We start from the raw sequence: 16,054 nt of genomic DNA, 5'->3' as shown, positions 1-16,054 counted from the left end.
CCTGAGGAGAGAAGTGCATGACGCAAGTCACGGTGAAAGAACTGGCCCAAGAGGTCGAGGCACCGGTAGAGCGCCTGCTGCAGCAGATGCGTGAGGCAGGTCTGCCGCACACCGACGCCGGTCAGGTAGTGACCGACAATGAGAAGCAGACTCTGCTGACCCATTTGAAGAGCAGCCACAAGAGCAAGGCGGAAGAGCCGCGCAAGATTACCTTGCAGCGCAAGACCACCAGCACCCTGCGTGTCGCCGGTAGCAAAAGCATCAGCGTAGAAGTACGCAAGAAGAAAGTATTCGTTCAGCGCAGCCCTGAAGAGATTCAGGCTGAGCAGAAACGTGAGCAGGACGAGCGCCGTGCGGCTGAAAATGCCGCGCGTGACAAGGTCGACGCCGACGTTCGCCAGCGTAACGAAGAGCAGGCTCGTCGCCACGCGACCGCTACTGCTGCCGCTGCGCCGGCTGCCAAGGCCGAGCCGGCACCGGCTGCTGCTGCTCCGGCACCAGCACCGGCGGTCGCTAACGCCCCGGCTTCCGAAGACGCTGCAGCCCGTGCTGCCGAGCGCAAGAAGGACGAGACCCGTCGCAACGAAAGCCGTACTCGCGATGACGACCGTCGCCGTGGCGAGGCGCCACGTGTGTCGATCAAGGTCAAGGTGAAGGAGAAAGAAAAGGCTCCGACCCCTCGCGCCGCTCCGCGCACCACCGACGAAGAGAGCGATGGCGCTCGCCGTGGTCGTGGTGGCAAGGGCAAGCTGAAGAAGCGTAACCAGCATGGCTTCCAGAACCCGACCGGTCCGGTCATCCGTGACGTGACCATCGGCGAGACCATCACCGTCTCGGAGCTTGCGCAGCAGATGTCGGTCAAGGCCGCTGAAGTCGTCAAGTTCATGTTCAAGATGGGCACTCCGGTCACCATCAACCAGGTGCTCGACCAGGAAACCGCTCAGCTGATCGCAGAAGAGCTGGGCCACAAGGTCACCCTGGTCAGCGATACCGCCCTGGAAGATTCCCTGGCCGAATCGCTGAAGTTCGAAGGCCAGGCCGAGTCGCGTGCACCGGTCGTTACCGTCATGGGTCACGTTGACCATGGCAAGACCTCGCTGCTCGACTATATCCGTCGTGCCAAGGTTGCCGCTGGCGAAGCCGGTGGTATCACCCAGCACATCGGTGCCTACCACGTGGAAACCGACCGCGGCATGGTCACCTTCCTCGATACCCCAGGCCACGCTGCGTTCACTCAGATGCGTGCCCGTGGTGCCAAGGCGACCGACATCGTCATCCTGGTGGTGGCGGCGGACGATGGCGTGATGCCACAGACCCGTGAAGCCGTTCAGCATGCCAAGGCAGCTGGCGTCCCTCTGGTGGTTGCGGTGAACAAGATCGACAAGCCTGGTGCTGACCTCGATCGCATCCGTAACGAGCTGTCTGTCGAAGGCGTCACCTCCGAGGAATGGGGTGGTGACACGCCGTTCGTCAAGGTTTCGGCGAAGATGGGTACGGGCGTCGACGAACTGCTTGAAGCCGTATTGCTGCAGGCCGAAGTCCTCGAGTTGACGGCCACTCCGACCGCGCCTGGTCGTGGTGTGGTTGTCGAATCGCGCCTGGACAAGGGCCGCGGCCCGGTGGCGACCATCCTGGTTCAGGACGGTACCCTGCGTCAGGGCGACATGGTCCTGTGCGGCTCCAACTATGGCCGCGTGCGTGCCATGCTGGACGAGAACGGCAAGCCTGTTAAGGAAGCCGGCCCGTCGATCCCGGTCGAAATCCTCGGCCTGGATGGCACTCCGGAAGCCGGTGACGAGCTGTCCGTGGTTGCCGACGAGAAGAAGGCCCGCGAGGTTGCACTGTTCCGTCAGGGCAAATACCGCGAGGTCAAGCTGGCCCGTGCTCACGCCGGCAAGCTTGAAAACATCTTCGAGACCATGGGTCAGGAAGAGAAGAAGACCCTCAACATCGTCCTCAAGACCGACGTGCGCGGTTCCCTGGAAGCACTTCAGGGTTCGCTCGGCGGCCTGGGCAACGACGAAGTTCAGGTTCGCGTGATCGGTGGCGGCGTCGGTGGTATCACCGAGAGCGATGCCAACCTGGCGCTGGCGTCCAATGCGGTGCTGTTCGGCTTCAACGTGCGTGCCGATGCCGGTGCGCGCAAGATCGTCGAGCAGGAAGGTCTGGATATGCGTTACTACAACGTGATCTACGACATCATCGAAGACGTCAAGAAGGCCCTGACCGGCATGCTCGGCAGCGATGTTCGCGAGAACATCCTGGGTGTGGCCGAAGTGCGTGACGTGTTCCGTTCGCCGAAGTTCGGCGCCATCGCTGGCTGTATGGTCATCGAGGGTACCGTGTACCGCAACCGTCCGATCCGCGTACTGCGCGACGACGTGGTCATCTTCGAAGGCGAGCTGGAATCGCTGCGTCGTTTCAAGGACGACGCTGCAGAAGTGCGTTCGGGCATGGAGTGCGGTATTGGCGTCAAGAGCTACAACGACGTCAAGGTCGGCGACAAGATCGAAGTCTTCGAGAAAGTCCAGGTTGCTCGTACCCTTTAAGGGCGAGCAGGGTGTCGGCCCCCGCCCCAGGGCGGTGGGCAGCCCCTCAGTAGGTAGCGCCCGGTCAGGCTTCAGCCTGACCGGGCGTTTGCCGCTTTAAGTTACAGGTAGCAAGAATGGCCAAAGAATACAGCCGTACCCAACGTATCGGTGATCAGATGCAGCGCGAGCTGGCAGAACTGATCCGCCGTGAAGTCAAGGACCCACGCGTCGGCCTGGTGACCATCACCGCCGTCGACGTCAGTCGCGACCTGGGCCATGCCAAGGTCTTCATCACCGTCATGGGTGAAGAAACGCCGGACGCAGTGCAGCAATCGCTCAAGGCGCTGAACAGCGCTGCCAGCTTCCTGCGCCTGCACCTGGGCCGCTCGATGCAGCTGCGCAGCGTGCCGCAGTTGCACTTCCATTTCGATGAGAGCGTCAGCCGTGGTGTCCACCTGTCGGCGCTGATCGAGCGTGCAGTGGCCGAAGACCGCCTGCACAAGGATACCGACGAGCAGGACACCAAGGAGTAACCGGTGGCCCAGGTCAAACGTATCCGCCGCAACGTCAGCGGCATCATCCTGCTCGACAAGCCACTGGGGTTCACCTCCAACGCCGCACTGCAGAAAGTGCGCTGGTTGCTCAACGCGGAAAAGGCCGGCCACACCGGCAGCCTCGACCCGTTGGCCACCGGCGTGCTGCCGCTGTGCTTCGGCGAAGCGACCAAGTTTTCGCAGTACCTGCTCGATTCCGACAAGGGCTACGAAACCGTCATGCAGCTGGGGCAGACTACCAATACTGCCGATGCTGAAGGCGAGGTCCTGCAAACCCGTGAAGTGACCGTTGGTCGTGCCGACATCGAGGCGCTACTGCCACGTTTTCGCGGCCCGATCAGCCAGATACCGCCGATGTACTCGGCGCTCAAGCGTGACGGTCAGCCGCTTTACAAGCTGGCACGTGCAGGAGAGGTAGTGGAGCGCGAGGCGCGTTCTGTTACTATTAACCGCTTGGAGTTGCTCGAGTGCGAAGGCACCCGTGCACGGCTGAGCGTAGGATGCAGCAAAGGCACCTATATCCGCACCCTGGTGGAGGATATCGGCGAGGCCCTCGGCTGTGGCGCCTATGTTGCCGAGCTGCGCAGGACCCACGCCGGGCCCTTCGAGCTGGCCCAGACCGTGACCCTCGAGGAACTCGAACAGGCCCACGCCGAAGGCGGCAACGAAGCGCTCGATCGCTTCCTCATGCCTTCGGACAGTGGCCTGCAGGACTGGCCGCTGATCGGCTTGTCCGAACACAGCGCGTTCTACTGGCTGCATGGCCAGGCGGTACGTGCTCCGGACGCGCCGCAATTTGGCATGGTCCGGGTACAGGATCACAATGGTCGTTTCATCGGTATCGGTGAAGTGAGCGAAGACGGGCGTATTGCGCCGCGTCGACTGATTCGGTCGGAATGATCGAAACCGCAGGCTTCGGCTCATGCTGTGGCCTGCGGATACAAGGGTGGCTGTCAGTAGGCACGGTCACACCTTTTTTATTAATACAGGGATTTGTCCCTGGCCTATTGGACCCGCTTGCGGGTTCCGTTATCAGGAGAAGCCACATGGCCCTCAGCGTTGAAGAAAAAGCTCAAATCGTTACCGACTTCCAGCAAGCTGCTGGTGACACTGGTAGCCCGGAAGTTCAGGTCGCTCTGCTGACCGCGAACATCAACAAGCTGCAAGGCCACTTCAAGGCCAACGGTAAAGACCACCACTCGCGTCGTGGCCTGATCCGCATGGTTAACCAGCGTCGTAAGCTGCTGGACTACCTGAAGGGCAAAGACACCACTCGTTACAGCGCCCTGATCGGTCGCCTGGGCCTGCGTCGCTAATAGCGGCCTGGTCAGTGGTGTGCATGGCGTGTCGCATGCTTCGCCAGCGCTGCTTGGCAGCGTTTGCGTCGGACACGCCACGCGTATCTTCGAGGTTGGCAGCCTGGCAACGCCGAGCGGTTTTTTCCGCTCGGCGCCAGGCTCCCAGCCTCGTGTTGTATCTGGACGGTCAATGGGGCCGATTCCCCGTTCTGCCCAAGAATTCGCAAGAAACCAGTTCCCCCAGAGCCACTGAAAAAAGGTAGGAAACCGTGAACCCGGTAATCAAGAAATTCCAGTTCGGTCAATCGACCGTTACTCTCGAAACGGGCCGCATTGCCCGTCAGGCAACCGGCGCCGTGCTGGTTACCGTCGACAACGATGTCACCGTGCTGGTGACCGTGGTCGGTGCCAAGCAGGCCGATCCAGGCAAGGGCTTCTTCCCTCTGTCGGTCCACTACCAGGAAAAGACCTACGCCGCCGGCAAGATCCCGGGTGGCTTCTTCAAGCGCGAAGGCCGTCCTTCCGAGAAAGAGACGCTGACCTCGCGCCTGATCGACCGTCCGATCCGCCCGCTGTTCCCTGAAGGCTTCATGAACGAAGTCCAGGTCGTCTGCACCGTGGTATCGACCAGCAAGAAGACCGATCCGGACATCGCTGCGATGATCGGTACCTCGGCTGCGCTGGCCATCTCCGGCATCCCGTTCGAAGGCCCGATCGGCGCTGCCCGTGTTGCCTTCCACGAAAGCACCGGCTACCTGCTGAACCCGACTTACGAGCAACTGGCTGCCTCGAGCCTGGACATGGTCGTTGCCGGTACTTCCGACGCCGTGCTGATGGTTGAGTCGGAAGCCCAAGAGCTGACCGAAGACCAGATGCTGGGCGCTGTACTGTTCGCTCACGACGAATTCCAGGCCGTTATCCAGGCTGTCAAAGAGCTGGCTGCCGAAGCTGCCAAGCCGACCTGGGACTGGAAACCTGCCGTTGCCAACACCGAGCTGTTCAACGCCATTCGCGCTGAATTCGGCGAAGCCGTTTCGCAGGGCTACACCATCACCGTCAAGGCCGACCGCTACGCGCGCCTGGGCGAGCTGCGCGACCAGGCGATCGCCAAGTTCTCCGGTGAAGAAGGCCAGCCATCGGCCAGCGAAGTAAAAGAAATCTTCGGTGAGATCGAATACCGCACCGTTCGCGAAAACATCGTCAACGGCAAGCCGCGTATCGATGGTCGTGACACCAAGACCGTTCGCCCGCTGAACATCGAAGTCGGCGTTCTGCCGAAGACGCACGGTTCGGCACTGTTCACCCGTGGTGAAACCCAGGCCCTGGTCGTCGCGACCCTGGGTACTGCCCGTGACGCCCAGCTGCTGGACACCCTCGAAGGCGAGAAGAAAGACCCCTTCATGCTGCACTACAACTTCCCGCCGTTCTCGGTGGGCGAGTGTGGTCGCATGGGCGGTGCTGGCCGTCGTGAAATCGGTCACGGCCGCCTGGCCCGCCGTTCGGTACAGGCCATGCTGCCTGCCGCTGACGTGTTCCCGTACACCATCCGTGTTGTGTCGGAAATCACCGAGTCCAACGGTTCCAGCTCCATGGCGTCGGTCTGCGGTGCTTCCCTGGCACTGATGGATGCCGGTGTACCGATGAAGGCACCGGTGGCCGGTATCGCCATGGGCCTGGTCAAGGAAGGCGAGAAGTTCGCAGTCCTGACCGACATCCTGGGTGATGAAGACCACCTGGGCGACATGGACTTCAAGGTTGCCGGTACTGCCAAAGGCGTTACCGCACTGCAGATGGACATCAAGATCAACGGCATCACCGAAGAGATCATGGAAATCGCCCTGGGCCAGGCCCTGGAAGCGCGCCTGAACATCCTCGGCCAGATGAACCAGATCATTGGCCAGTCGCGTACCGAGCTGTCGGCCAACGCCCCGACCATGATCGCGATGAAGATCGACACCGACAAGATCCGTGACGTCATCGGTAAAGGCGGCGCCACCATCCGCGCCATCTGCGAAGAGACCAAAGCTTCGATCGATATCGAAGACGATGGCTCGATCAAGATCTTCGGCGAAACCAAAGAAGCTGCAGAAGCCGCGCGTCAGCGCGTTCTGGGCATCACCGCTGAAGCCGAGATCGGCAAGATCTACGTGGGCAAGGTCGAGCGTATCGTCGACTTCGGCGCCTTCGTCAACATCCTGCCTGGCAAGGACGGCCTGGTACACATCTCCATGCTCAGCGATGCGCGCGTAGAGAAAGTGACCGATATTCTGAAAGAAGGTCAGGAAGTCGAAGTGCTGGTACTGGACGTGGACAACCGCGGCCGTATCAAGCTGTCGATCAAAGACGTTGCCGCGGCCAAGGCCTCGGGCGTCTAAGCGCCCTGCAACGTTGTATAAAAAGGGCCCTTAGCGGGCCCTTTTTTATTGTCTGCACGGAACCTTTTGCACACTTGCATCTTGCACGCAGATTTATCTCGCAGGTTGCAATTTGCACGATTGATGACTTGTTGTGATTTTAGTAAGTAGTTGATATGCAAGGAAAAAATTAAATATTAAAACCTGGCACAGCCCGTGCAACTACCTTCATACCTGCCGCCAGGACATACGGCGCAGACCTTTCGAAAAACAGGAGTGACTCACATGAAGAAGTTCGCCATTGCTGCCGCTACTGCTACTGCTACTGCCCTGACCCTGACCATGGCTAATGGTGCGTTCGCCGCCGAGCCTGTCCAGGCTCCAGTCATGCTGGCTGCCAACGACACTGTGGACAACATGCAACAGGAAGGCTCCGACACTTGGATCACCACCAAAGTCAAAGCTGACCTGATGACTGAAAAAGGCGTTCCAGGCAGTGACATCAAAGTCGAAACCAGCCAAGGCGTCGTGTCGCTGTCTTCTGACGTGAAGGTCACCGATTCTCAGAAAGAAGAAGCGGTCCGCATTGCCAAGAACATCAAGGGCGTCAAGAGCGTCATGTCTGATGGTCTGAAGTCCGAATAAGGAATGTCCCGTCGGCCAAAGGATCTGGCCACCTTTCAAAACAGCCCCGGCCTTGGCCGGGGCTTTTCGTTACCGCTCAATTCGCTGGGTTACGCGCGATAACGTTGCTTTCGAAATACTCCTGCTCGGCGATCAGAGGCTCTACAAGGGGGCGGCTGTCACGAAAGTGCGCAGTGCGGGTATGCGCTTCATATGCCTCGTCGTCGCGGTAGATTTCGTACAGGTAGATTACCTCCGGATCGACCCGGTCCTGTGACACATCGAACACCAGGCACCCGGGTTCCGTGGCCACGGAGGCGGCAGCGTTTACCTTGATGGCCGTGAGAAAGCGTTCGGCGCAACCAGGCTTGACGCGCGTCTTGATGAACAAGCTATACACATGAAGCTCCTTTTGTTTTAAATTCTATTATGAATTGTATACAAAAATGGAGTCGCGCTAATGTCTGAATTACCTGCACGCCCCGGTCGTCTCAATGGCCTGCGCCATATCGCCCTGCTGGTGCCCAACCTTGAAGAGTGCGAGCGTTTCTATGTCGATGTGCTGGGCATGGAGGTGTTGAATCGAGCCAACGAGGATCTGGTCTACTTGACGTGTGGTAACGACAACCTCTCGCTGGGGCGGGGGGCAGGGGCTGCCAATGGCCTGCAGACGCTGGATCACTACGGCTTCATCGTCGACAGCGTGGAGGAATTGGAGGCCTGGTATCAGTACTTCAAGGCTCGTGGGGTGACCTTGCTGGACCGGCCTTTCAATCATGGGGATGGCGCGCGCAGCTTCCACTTGCTGGACCCGGCAGGCAACAAGGTGCAGCCGCTGTACCACCCGGCGGTATCCGGGCAGCGGCTTTCGTAGGAGCGGCCTTGCGTCGCGAAAGGGCTGCGCAGCAGTCCCAGGATAGCTGTGGCGCCGCTGATATCCTGGGGCCGCTTTGCGGCCCTTTCGCGACGCAAGGCCGCTCCTACAGGGCGCGTCAGGGCAGAAATTGTTTACTCAGCATCCAGATGCATCGGCGTAATCACCCGGCCATCTGATTCAGCCTGCCCCAGCGTGGTATCGATGAAATACACCCGGTCATCCTCAAGCTTGCCCTTGTCGACCAGGTAGTCCTTGATACTGCTGGCCCGCTCCTGGCCCAGGGTGCGCAGCAATGCGGCACTTTCGGCCCATGATTTGATTACCGCCTCGCGCAGCCTGGCGGTGCGCTCCTCGCGGCTCAGCTGTTCCCAGTCGGCCGGTGGTTGCTGTTTCAGACGGGTACGGTAGATGCCTTCGAGCATGGCCGGCTTGTCGCTGTCGTCGACCACCAGCATGGAGGCGTTGGCTGGCACCTTGTCGCCACGGCGTTGCAGGATCTTGTACCAGGTGGCCTGATACTCCCGCTCCAGGCGCTGCTGAGCGAGCAGTGGGCCATCACTGCTCTGGGCACTGGTGCCTTCGATTTCCAGGCGCAGTTCAGGGCGCTCTTTGAGGGCCGAGGCGAGCTTGTCCAGGGCCGATTGCGCATCGCCACTGAGCTCGCTGGAACCTGGGGCGAACGATACATTGCCGAGGTCTTGGGAGCCGCCGCCTGCTATCAACCCGCCGATGAACTTGAACGGTGCCTGCGCCGCACGCAGCACAAGGTTGCGCAAGGTCTGCCAGACGATTGGCATGACGCTGAACTGCGGGTTGTTGAGGTCGCCGGTCACGGGCAGCTCGATCGAAATCTTGCCCTCGGTGTCTTTGAGCAACGCGACCGCCAGGCGGATCGGCAGGTCGACCGCATCCGGGCTATCGACTTTCTCACCCAACTGCAATTGCTCGACCACCAGCTTGTTCTCGGCCTTCAATTGGCCATTGGTGATCAGGTAGTGCAGGTCGAGGTTCAGGCGGCCCTTGCGGATACGGAAGCCGGCGAACTTGCCAGAGTAGGGCGTCAGCGTGGTCAGCTCGACACGTTTGAAGCTGGTGGCGATATCCAGGCTTGCCATCGGGTTGAACGGGTTCAGCGCGCCTTTGATGGTAACCGGTGCATAACGGTCGACCTTGCCCTTGATGTCGACCTTGGCCGGCGCCGGCTTGCGGTTGTCGATGGTGCCGATCTGGCCGTTGAGCTGCTGCACCGCCGTGGCGAAGTTAGGTGTCAGAGTGAGGTCGGCAAAGTTGGCTGAACCATCGTTGATGCTGATCTGCCCGATGCGGATGCCCAGCGGCTTGCTGCTTTGGGTGCTGGCCGGCTTGGCTTGGCTTGGCGCGGGGGCATTGGCAGGCTGCGGGATCAGCAGGTCATCGACATTGGTGGTGCGGTCTTCGTTGATGATGAAGCGGGCATAGGGCTGCAGCAGGGTTACCTTGTCGATCGACAGGGCATCACCGTGCACATAGGCCAGGCCGTCCACATTCACCTGTTGCCATTTGACGAAGTCGCGGTTCTTGATGGTGTCCAGGGTGTGCAACTGGTTGACCTGCGCCTTGCCGGCCACGGTGAAGGCCAGTGGTTCGGTGCCTTTGAGGTCGACCTTGAGGTCGCTGGCAAGCATGCCGCTGCGCAGCTCCAGGCGGATGAACGGACTGATATAGGCCTGCGCAATACGCAGGTCGATGTCGCGTGTGCTGACATCGAGCCTGGCGCTGACCGGCGCCAGGTTGACCTCGCCACTGGCCTGCAACTTGCCCTGCTTGCCAATGCCGGTGTCGAGCTTGAGGGTGAAGGGTGAATGGTTGAGGCTGTCGAAGCCCTGAAGGTCGACGTTCAGAGGCCCAACGTCCAGCGCAACTGGCTCTTTCTGGCTACGGTCGGCCAGGTGCACCTGATAATTGCGCAGCTGAACGTCCTTGAGTAGCACTTGCCATGGCTTGCCTGGTTCCTTGGCTGCCTTGTCGTCGGGAGCCGGTTCGGCGGCGGCCGGCTCTGCCTTTTCCGTCGGCGTGGGCTTGGCCGGCTGGCTGGCGAAGAGTTTCTGCCAGTCGAGCTGGCCGTCCTGCTCCAGGGCGGCCCAGGTTTCCAGTTTTTCACTGCGGATCTTGCCCACGGTAACCCGCTGTTTGGCCAGGTCGATGCTGGTTTCGCTGACATCGAGGCTCGCCAGGCGTACCAGTGGGCGACCATCTGGCGCCTTTATGGCGAATGGCGCGACACGTACCGAGGTGTTGTCCAGCAGCAGCTCGGTTTCCTTGGACAGGTTGAGCGTGTAGTGCGTGTCGAGGTTGACCACGCCGTCCTCCAGCACCAGCGGCACGGCATCGCGAACGTAGGGCCAGAACAGCTTCATCTTGCCGTCGGTGATTTTCAGAGTGCCCTTTGAAGCTATAGGCGCAAGGCTCAAGGTGCCGTTCCAGTCGATGCGCCCACCGTTAGGGCCCAATGCCACCAACGTCATGTCAGCGTTGTCGTCCGGCAAGGTGCTGAGGTTTTTCAGCTCCAGGTTCATGTCGTCGTAGATGAATTCGATCGGCTCGCTTGGACGCGCATCGGCAAAATGCAGGTAGCCAGCGCTGAGCTTGATGCTGCCGATGCGCAAGGGGAACGGATCGGATGCAGGCTCTTGAGCTTTGGGTTCGCTGGCTGGCAGCTTGAACAGTTGGGTGAGGTTGAGCGTGCCGTCCTTGGCGAACAGCACTTCGTTGCGGGGTTTGTCGAGTTCGATCGCCTGCAGGTGCAGGGCGCCGCTCCACAGGCTGTCGAGCGCAAGGTTGGCATAGAGCCGCTCAAACCCTACCTGTTCTTTGCCCGGTTCGCCGATCTGCAGGCCCCACAGCGTCAGCTCGAGGCTGAACGGGTTGAGCTCGATACGCTGAAGGTGCGCCGGCAGTGTGGCGTATTGGGCCAGCTGCTGGTTGGCGATGCGCAGGGCAACGCCAGGAACGATGAGGAAGCCAAGCAGGCTGTAGAGGGCCACGAGAGCCAACAGGGCGCCGAGGGCGCGAGTCAATCCTTTGTACATGTGTCGCTTCGTCTGTCCAGGCAGGAGAGCTTGGAGTATGGCAGGTTAAATCGGTTCCGCTGGGGGCGCGGCATTTGCGCTCACTCGATCCCCATGCGCCTTTTGGCGCGATGCGCCGAACCGTCCCGCATGGCCCAACGCAGCACGGGGGCGGTGCGGCTTAGCCCCAAACGGATCATGCGCTGCTGCAGCGGGCCCTGATGCAGGCCGAGCATGGCCTGGGCCCAGGCCGGCAACAGGTCGATACCCGCTTGCAGCATCAACCTGCCAACCGGCTCGGCAAGACGGCTCGGTGCAGGGGCCTGAAGCAGGATCTCGATCACTTCCAGGCTGCGCGCGTCGCAGTGCAATTGAGGACGCATACGCTGCAGGTACTCGTCGACCTGCTGGCATGAACGGGGCACATCGCGGGCGCCGAGGCGTTCGGCGATCAGGGCGATTTCGTCGTAATAGGCATCCTGCTCGGTGCGTGACAGCTGCGGGTCGCGATAGCGCAGGTGGGCCGCGAGGAAGCTGCTGACTTCGGCCACATGTACCCAGGTCAGCAAATCGGGGTCGCTGGCAGCGTATGGACGGCCATCGGGCGCAGTCCCGGTCACTTGCAGGTGAATGGTGCGCACCTTGTCGATCAGCCACTCGGCGTCACGGGTCGAGCCGAATGTCGTGCCCGAAATGAATTGGCTGGTGCGGCGCAAGCGGCCGAGCAGGTCTTGGCGAAAGTTGGAGTGGTCCCACACGCCCGCCAATGCCAGCGGGTGCAGCAGTTGCAGCATCAGGGCGCTGATACCGCCAACCAGCATGCTGGGGAAATCGCCATGCACCCGCCAGCTCATGCTGTGCGGGCCGAACAGGCCGGGGTCACCCTTGGGGGATTCCAGGTCGAGCTGGCCGAGGGCCAGCCCGGTGAGGCTCATGACCTGGGTTTCGATACGGCGGCGTAGGGCTTCCATGGTGACCTGTCGTTCAGGGCGGCCATGAACAGGTGCCGCCGGCTATTGGTTGAGGCGTTTGTCGATCAACCCCTGCACCACGCTCGGGTCAGCCAGGGTCGAGGTGTCGCCCAGGGTGTCGAGTTCGTTGCAGGCGATCTTGCGCAGTATACGCCGCATGATCTTGCCCGAGCGGGTCTTGGGCAAGGCCGGCGCCCACTGGATCAGCTCGGGTTTGGCGAAGCTGCCGATTTCCTTGCTGACCAGTGCCAACAGTTCGGCTTTCAGGGCATCGTCCGCTGTCACGCTGTTCATGGTCGTCACGAACGCATACACACCCTGGCCCTTGAGATCATGGGGGTAACCGACCACTGCGGCCTCGGCGACGCTTTCATGCAATACCAGTGCGCTTTCCACTTCAGCGGTGCCGATGCGGTGGCCGGAAACGTTGATCACATCATCGATGCGGCCGGTGATCCAGTAGTCGCCATCGGCATCGCGGCGGGCACCGTCGCCGGTGAAGTAATAGCCTGGCATGGGTTTGAAGTAGGTGTCGACCATGCGTTGGTGGTCGCCGTAGACGCTGCGGATCTGCCCCGGCCAACTGGCCTTTATCGCCAGCAGGCCGGCGCCGGGCCCTTCGATCGGCTTGCCTTGGTCATCCAGCAGCACCGGTTGCACGCCAAACATCGGTTGTGTCGCACAACCTGGCTTGAGCTTCTGCGTGCCGGGCAGCGGGGTGAGCATGATGCCGCCGGTTTCGGTTTGCCACCAGGTGTCGACGATGGGGCAGCGTTTTTGGCCGACCTCCTCGAAGTACCATTCCCACGCCTCTGGGTTGATCGGCTCGCCGACGCTGCCGAGCAGGCGCAGGCTCTTGCGCGACGTACCCTGCAACGGGCCAGAACCTTCACGCATCAGCGCCCGCAGTGCGGTGGGCGCGGTATAGAAGATATTGACCTTGTGCTTGTCCACCACCTGCCAGAACCGCGAGGTGTCCGGGTAGTTGGGAACGCCCTCGAACATCAGTGAAACCGCGCCGTTGGCCAGCGGGCCATAGACGATGTAACTGTGGCCGGTGACCCAGCCCACGTCGGCGGTGCACCAGAACACCTCGCCGTCGCGGTAGTCGAACACCACCTTGAAGGTCATGGTGGCCTGCAGCAGGTAACCGGCGGTGGTGTGCAGCACGCCCTTGGGCTTACCGGTGCTGCCGGAGGTGTAGAGGATGAACAGCGGGTCTTCGGCTTCCATGGGTTCAGGTGGGCAGTCGTCACCCGCGCTTTCCGTTGCCTGGTCATACCAGAGGTCGCGGCCCTCGCTCCAGGCTACATCGGTACCGGTGCGGCGCACCACCAATACACTGCTGACGTCCGGGCAACTGGCCATTGCCTTGTCGACATTCTGCTTGAGCGGGATGCGTTTGCCGCCGCGTACGCCCTCATCGGCGGTGATCACGGTGCGGCAGTCAGCATCGAGAATGCGGTCGCGCAACGCATCCGGGGAAAAACCGCCGAACACCACCGAGTGGATCGCGCCAATCCGCGTGCAGGCAAGCATGGCGTAGGCAGCTTCGGGAATCATCGGCATATAGATGCATACCCGGTCGCCTTTCTTCACGCCACGTGCCTTGAGTGCATTGGCCAAGCGACAGACCTGGCGGTGCAACTCTTGGTAGGTGATGGCCTTGGAGTCCGCAGGATCGTCGCCTTCCCACAGCAGGGCGGTCTGCTCGCCGCGCTGGGCCAGGTGGCGATCGATGCAGTTGTAGCTGACGTTCAGCTGGGCACCTTCGAACCAGCGAGCTTCGCCGGTCTTGAGGTTGCATTGCTGTACGCTGGACCACGGTTTGATCCAGTCCAGGCGTTTGGCCTGTTCGGCCCAGAAGGTGTCAGGGTCTTCGATCGACTGGCGGTAGAGGCGGCTGTAGTCGTCGGTAGAAAGGCTGGCGGACTGGCTGACGGCCAGGGCCTGGGGGTAGTCGCGTATATCGAACATGGCAGGTGGTCCTTTGCTCTTGTCGGGGCGGTGGACTGCAACGGCTATTCGATTGGACAGTGTAGCTGGAAGAGGTGTTCAACCTGTGCCGGCGTCTTCGCGGGCTGGCCACGAAGACGCCGGAACCGGTCAGCCGCGGTGACGGCCGCGGAAGTAGTTGATCAGGCCTTGGGTGGAACCATCTTCGGCGCTGTCTTCCAGGCTGCCGACGATACGCTGGTAGACACCCTTGCCCAGCTCCTTGCCCAGTTCCACGCCCCACTGGTCGAAGGCGTTGATGCCCCAGATCACGCTCTGCACGAACACCTTGTGCTCATACATCGCCACCAGCGCGCCAAGGCGACGCGGGCTGATGCGTTCGACCACAAGGGTGTTGCTCGGGCGGTTGCCCGGGATCACCTTGTGTGGAGCGAGTTTTTCGATGTCGGCTTCATTCAGGCCCTTTTGGCGCAATTCGGCCTCGGCCTCCTCACGCGTTTTGCCCAGCATCAGCGCCTGGCTTTGCGACAGGCAGTTGGCGTACAGCCACTGATGGTGGTCGGCAACCGGGTTGAAGCTCACCACCGGGACAATGAAGTCGGCCGGGATCAGCTGGGTGCCCTGGTGCAGCAACTGGTGGTAGGCGTGCTGGCCGTTGCAGCCAACGCCGCCCCAGATCACCGGGCCGGTATCGGTCTTCACTGGCGTACCGTCGGTCAGCACGCTCTTGCCGTTGGACTCCATGTCCAGCTGCTGCAAGTGTTTGGTGATGTTGCGCAGATAATGATCGTAAGGGAGGATCGCGTGGCTGCGGGCACCCCAGAAATTACCGTACCAGACGCCCAGCAGGGCCAGCAGCACTGGCATGTTTTTCTCGAACGGCGCGGTCTGGAAGTGCTGGTCCATGGTGTAGGCACCCGACAGCAGTTCCTTGAAGTTGGCGGTACCGATGGCCAGGGCGATCGGCAGGCCGATGGCCGACCACAGCGAATAGCGCCCGCCGACCCAGTCCCACATGGGGAAGATGTTCTCTTCGCGGATGCCGAAGGCTACGGCGGCAGCCTTGTTGCTGGATACGGCGATGAAGTGGCGATACAGCTCGGCTTCCGAACCGCCCTGGGCCAGGTACCAGGTACGTGCGGCCATGGCGTTTTTCAGGGTCTCGAGGGTGTTGAACGACTTGGACGAGACGATGAACAAGGTGGTTTCGGCGCGCAGGTTGGCCGACAGCTCATGGAACTCACTGCCATCGATGTTGGCCAGGTAGTGGCAGCGCACGCCGCGCTGGGCGTAGGGCAGCAGCGCCTCGGAAACCAGTTCAGGGCCCAGGAAAGAACCGCCGATGCCGATATTGACCACATCGGTGATCGGCTTCTCACTGTAGCCACGCCACAGCCCGTCATGGATACGCCCCACCAGCTCGGTGATCTGGTTGAGTACCTTGTGCACCTCGGGCATCACGTTGACGCCGTTGACGCTGAGCTTGTCACCCACCGGGCGGCGCAGGGCGGTGTGCAGCACCGGGCGGCCTTCGGAGGCGTTGATGATTTCGCCGCTGAACATCGACTTGATCGCATCCTGCAGGCCGACTTGTTCGGCCAGCTGCACCAGCAGGTCGCGGCTTTGTTCGTTGATCAGGTTTTTCGAGTAGTCGAGGAACAGGCCGCAGCAGCTCAGGGAAAACTCGTCGAAGCGCTTGGAGTCGGCGGCGAAGGCTTCGCGCATGCTGAAATCCTGCATGGCGTCGCGGTGCTGCTGGAGGGCCTGCCAGGCTGGCAGGGCCGTAACATCATGGGGTGTCCGGTAATACGCCATTGCGCAGAATTCCTTGTTGCGTAGTGT

12 protein-coding genes are annotated in these 16,054 nt (G+C 61.3%); 7 read left to right on the top strand and 5 right to left on the bottom strand.

All coding sequences use genetic code 11. The annotated features are described in order from the left end of the window. The first annotated feature begins 17 nt into the window (after positions 1–17). From infB to ACMGGN_RS18555, 6 genes are all read left to right on the top strand, one after another. Positions 18–2,549, top strand: a complete 2,532-nt coding sequence (gene infB / locus ACMGGN_RS18580) for a translation initiation factor IF-2 (RefSeq protein ID WP_046788154.1) — start codon at positions 18–20, stop codon at positions 2,547–2,549. Between the two features lie 116 nt (positions 2,550–2,665). Further along, positions 2,666–3,064, top strand: a complete 399-nt coding sequence (gene rbfA, locus ACMGGN_RS18575) for a 30S ribosome-binding factor RbfA (protein WP_012312655.1) — start codon at positions 2,666–2,668, stop codon at positions 3,062–3,064. A gap of 3 nt (positions 3,065–3,067) precedes the next feature. Continuing rightward, positions 3,068–3,985 carry a tRNA pseudouridine(55) synthase TruB gene (gene truB / locus ACMGGN_RS18570; RefSeq protein WP_046788155.1) on the top strand — a complete coding sequence of 306 codons (918 nt, stop codon included), beginning with the start codon at positions 3,068–3,070 and terminating at the stop codon, positions 3,983–3,985. Between the two features lie 146 nt (positions 3,986–4,131). Further along, positions 4,132–4,401 carry a 30S ribosomal protein S15 gene (gene rpsO / locus ACMGGN_RS18565; RefSeq protein ID WP_012274241.1) on the top strand — a complete coding sequence of 90 codons (270 nt, stop codon included), beginning with the start codon at positions 4,132–4,134 and terminating at the stop codon, positions 4,399–4,401. Positions 4,402–4,652: 251 nt separating this feature from the next. Further along, positions 4,653–6,758: a polyribonucleotide nucleotidyltransferase gene (gene pnp / locus ACMGGN_RS18560; protein WP_046788156.1), complete on the top strand. Its 2,106-nt coding sequence runs from the start codon at positions 4,653–4,655 to the stop codon at positions 6,756–6,758. A gap of 264 nt (positions 6,759–7,022) precedes the next feature. Beyond that, positions 7,023–7,382: a BON domain-containing protein gene (locus ACMGGN_RS18555; protein ID WP_414156175.1), complete on the top strand. Its 360-nt coding sequence runs from the start codon at positions 7,023–7,025 to the stop codon at positions 7,380–7,382. A 76-nt stretch (positions 7,383–7,458) separates the two neighbouring features. Here ACMGGN_RS18555 and ACMGGN_RS18550 read toward each other — a convergent pair whose 3' ends face one another. After that, positions 7,459–7,761, bottom strand: a complete 303-nt coding sequence (locus ACMGGN_RS18550) for a putative quinol monooxygenase (protein ID WP_204919640.1) — start codon at positions 7,759–7,761, stop codon at positions 7,459–7,461. A 60-nt stretch (positions 7,762–7,821) separates the two neighbouring features. On the opposite strand from ACMGGN_RS18550, the gene ACMGGN_RS18545 reads away from it, so the two are divergent. After that, the gene (locus ACMGGN_RS18545) at positions 7,822–8,235 is read left to right on the top strand and encodes a VOC family protein (protein ID WP_046788159.1); all 414 of its coding nucleotides are present in this window, start codon (positions 7,822–7,824) and stop codon (positions 8,233–8,235) included. A gap of 134 nt (positions 8,236–8,369) precedes the next feature. Here the strand turns inward: ACMGGN_RS18545 and ACMGGN_RS18540 are convergent, their stop codons facing one another. The 4 genes from ACMGGN_RS18540 to pgi form a co-directional block, all read right to left on the bottom strand. Beyond that, positions 8,370–11,306 carry a DUF748 domain-containing protein gene (locus tag ACMGGN_RS18540; protein WP_414156174.1) on the bottom strand — a complete coding sequence of 979 codons (2,937 nt, stop codon included), beginning with the start codon at positions 11,304–11,306 and terminating at the stop codon, positions 8,370–8,372. Positions 11,307–11,386: 80 nt separating this feature from the next. Further along, positions 11,387–12,256, bottom strand: a complete 870-nt coding sequence (locus ACMGGN_RS18535) for an oxygenase MpaB family protein (protein WP_414156173.1) — start codon at positions 12,254–12,256, stop codon at positions 11,387–11,389. Between the two features lie 42 nt (positions 12,257–12,298). Further along, positions 12,299–14,233: an acetate--CoA ligase gene (gene acs, locus ACMGGN_RS18530; protein ID WP_414156172.1), complete on the bottom strand. Its 1,935-nt coding sequence runs from the start codon at positions 14,231–14,233 to the stop codon at positions 12,299–12,301. 129 nt (positions 14,234–14,362) lie between these two features. Beyond that, complete coding sequence (gene pgi, locus ACMGGN_RS18525) at positions 14,363–16,027, bottom strand: glucose-6-phosphate isomerase (protein ID WP_012312664.1); 1,665 nt, start codon at positions 16,025–16,027, stop codon at positions 14,363–14,365. Positions 16,028–16,054 lie beyond the last annotated feature (27 nt).

Origin of the sequence: Pseudomonas sp. BNK-30 (assembly GCF_047456185.1) — a bacterium.
Taxonomy (GTDB): Bacteria; Pseudomonadota; Gammaproteobacteria; order Pseudomonadales; family Pseudomonadaceae; genus Aquipseudomonas; species Aquipseudomonas putida_E.
This window is presented reverse-complemented; position numbering and strand designations above follow the sequence as displayed.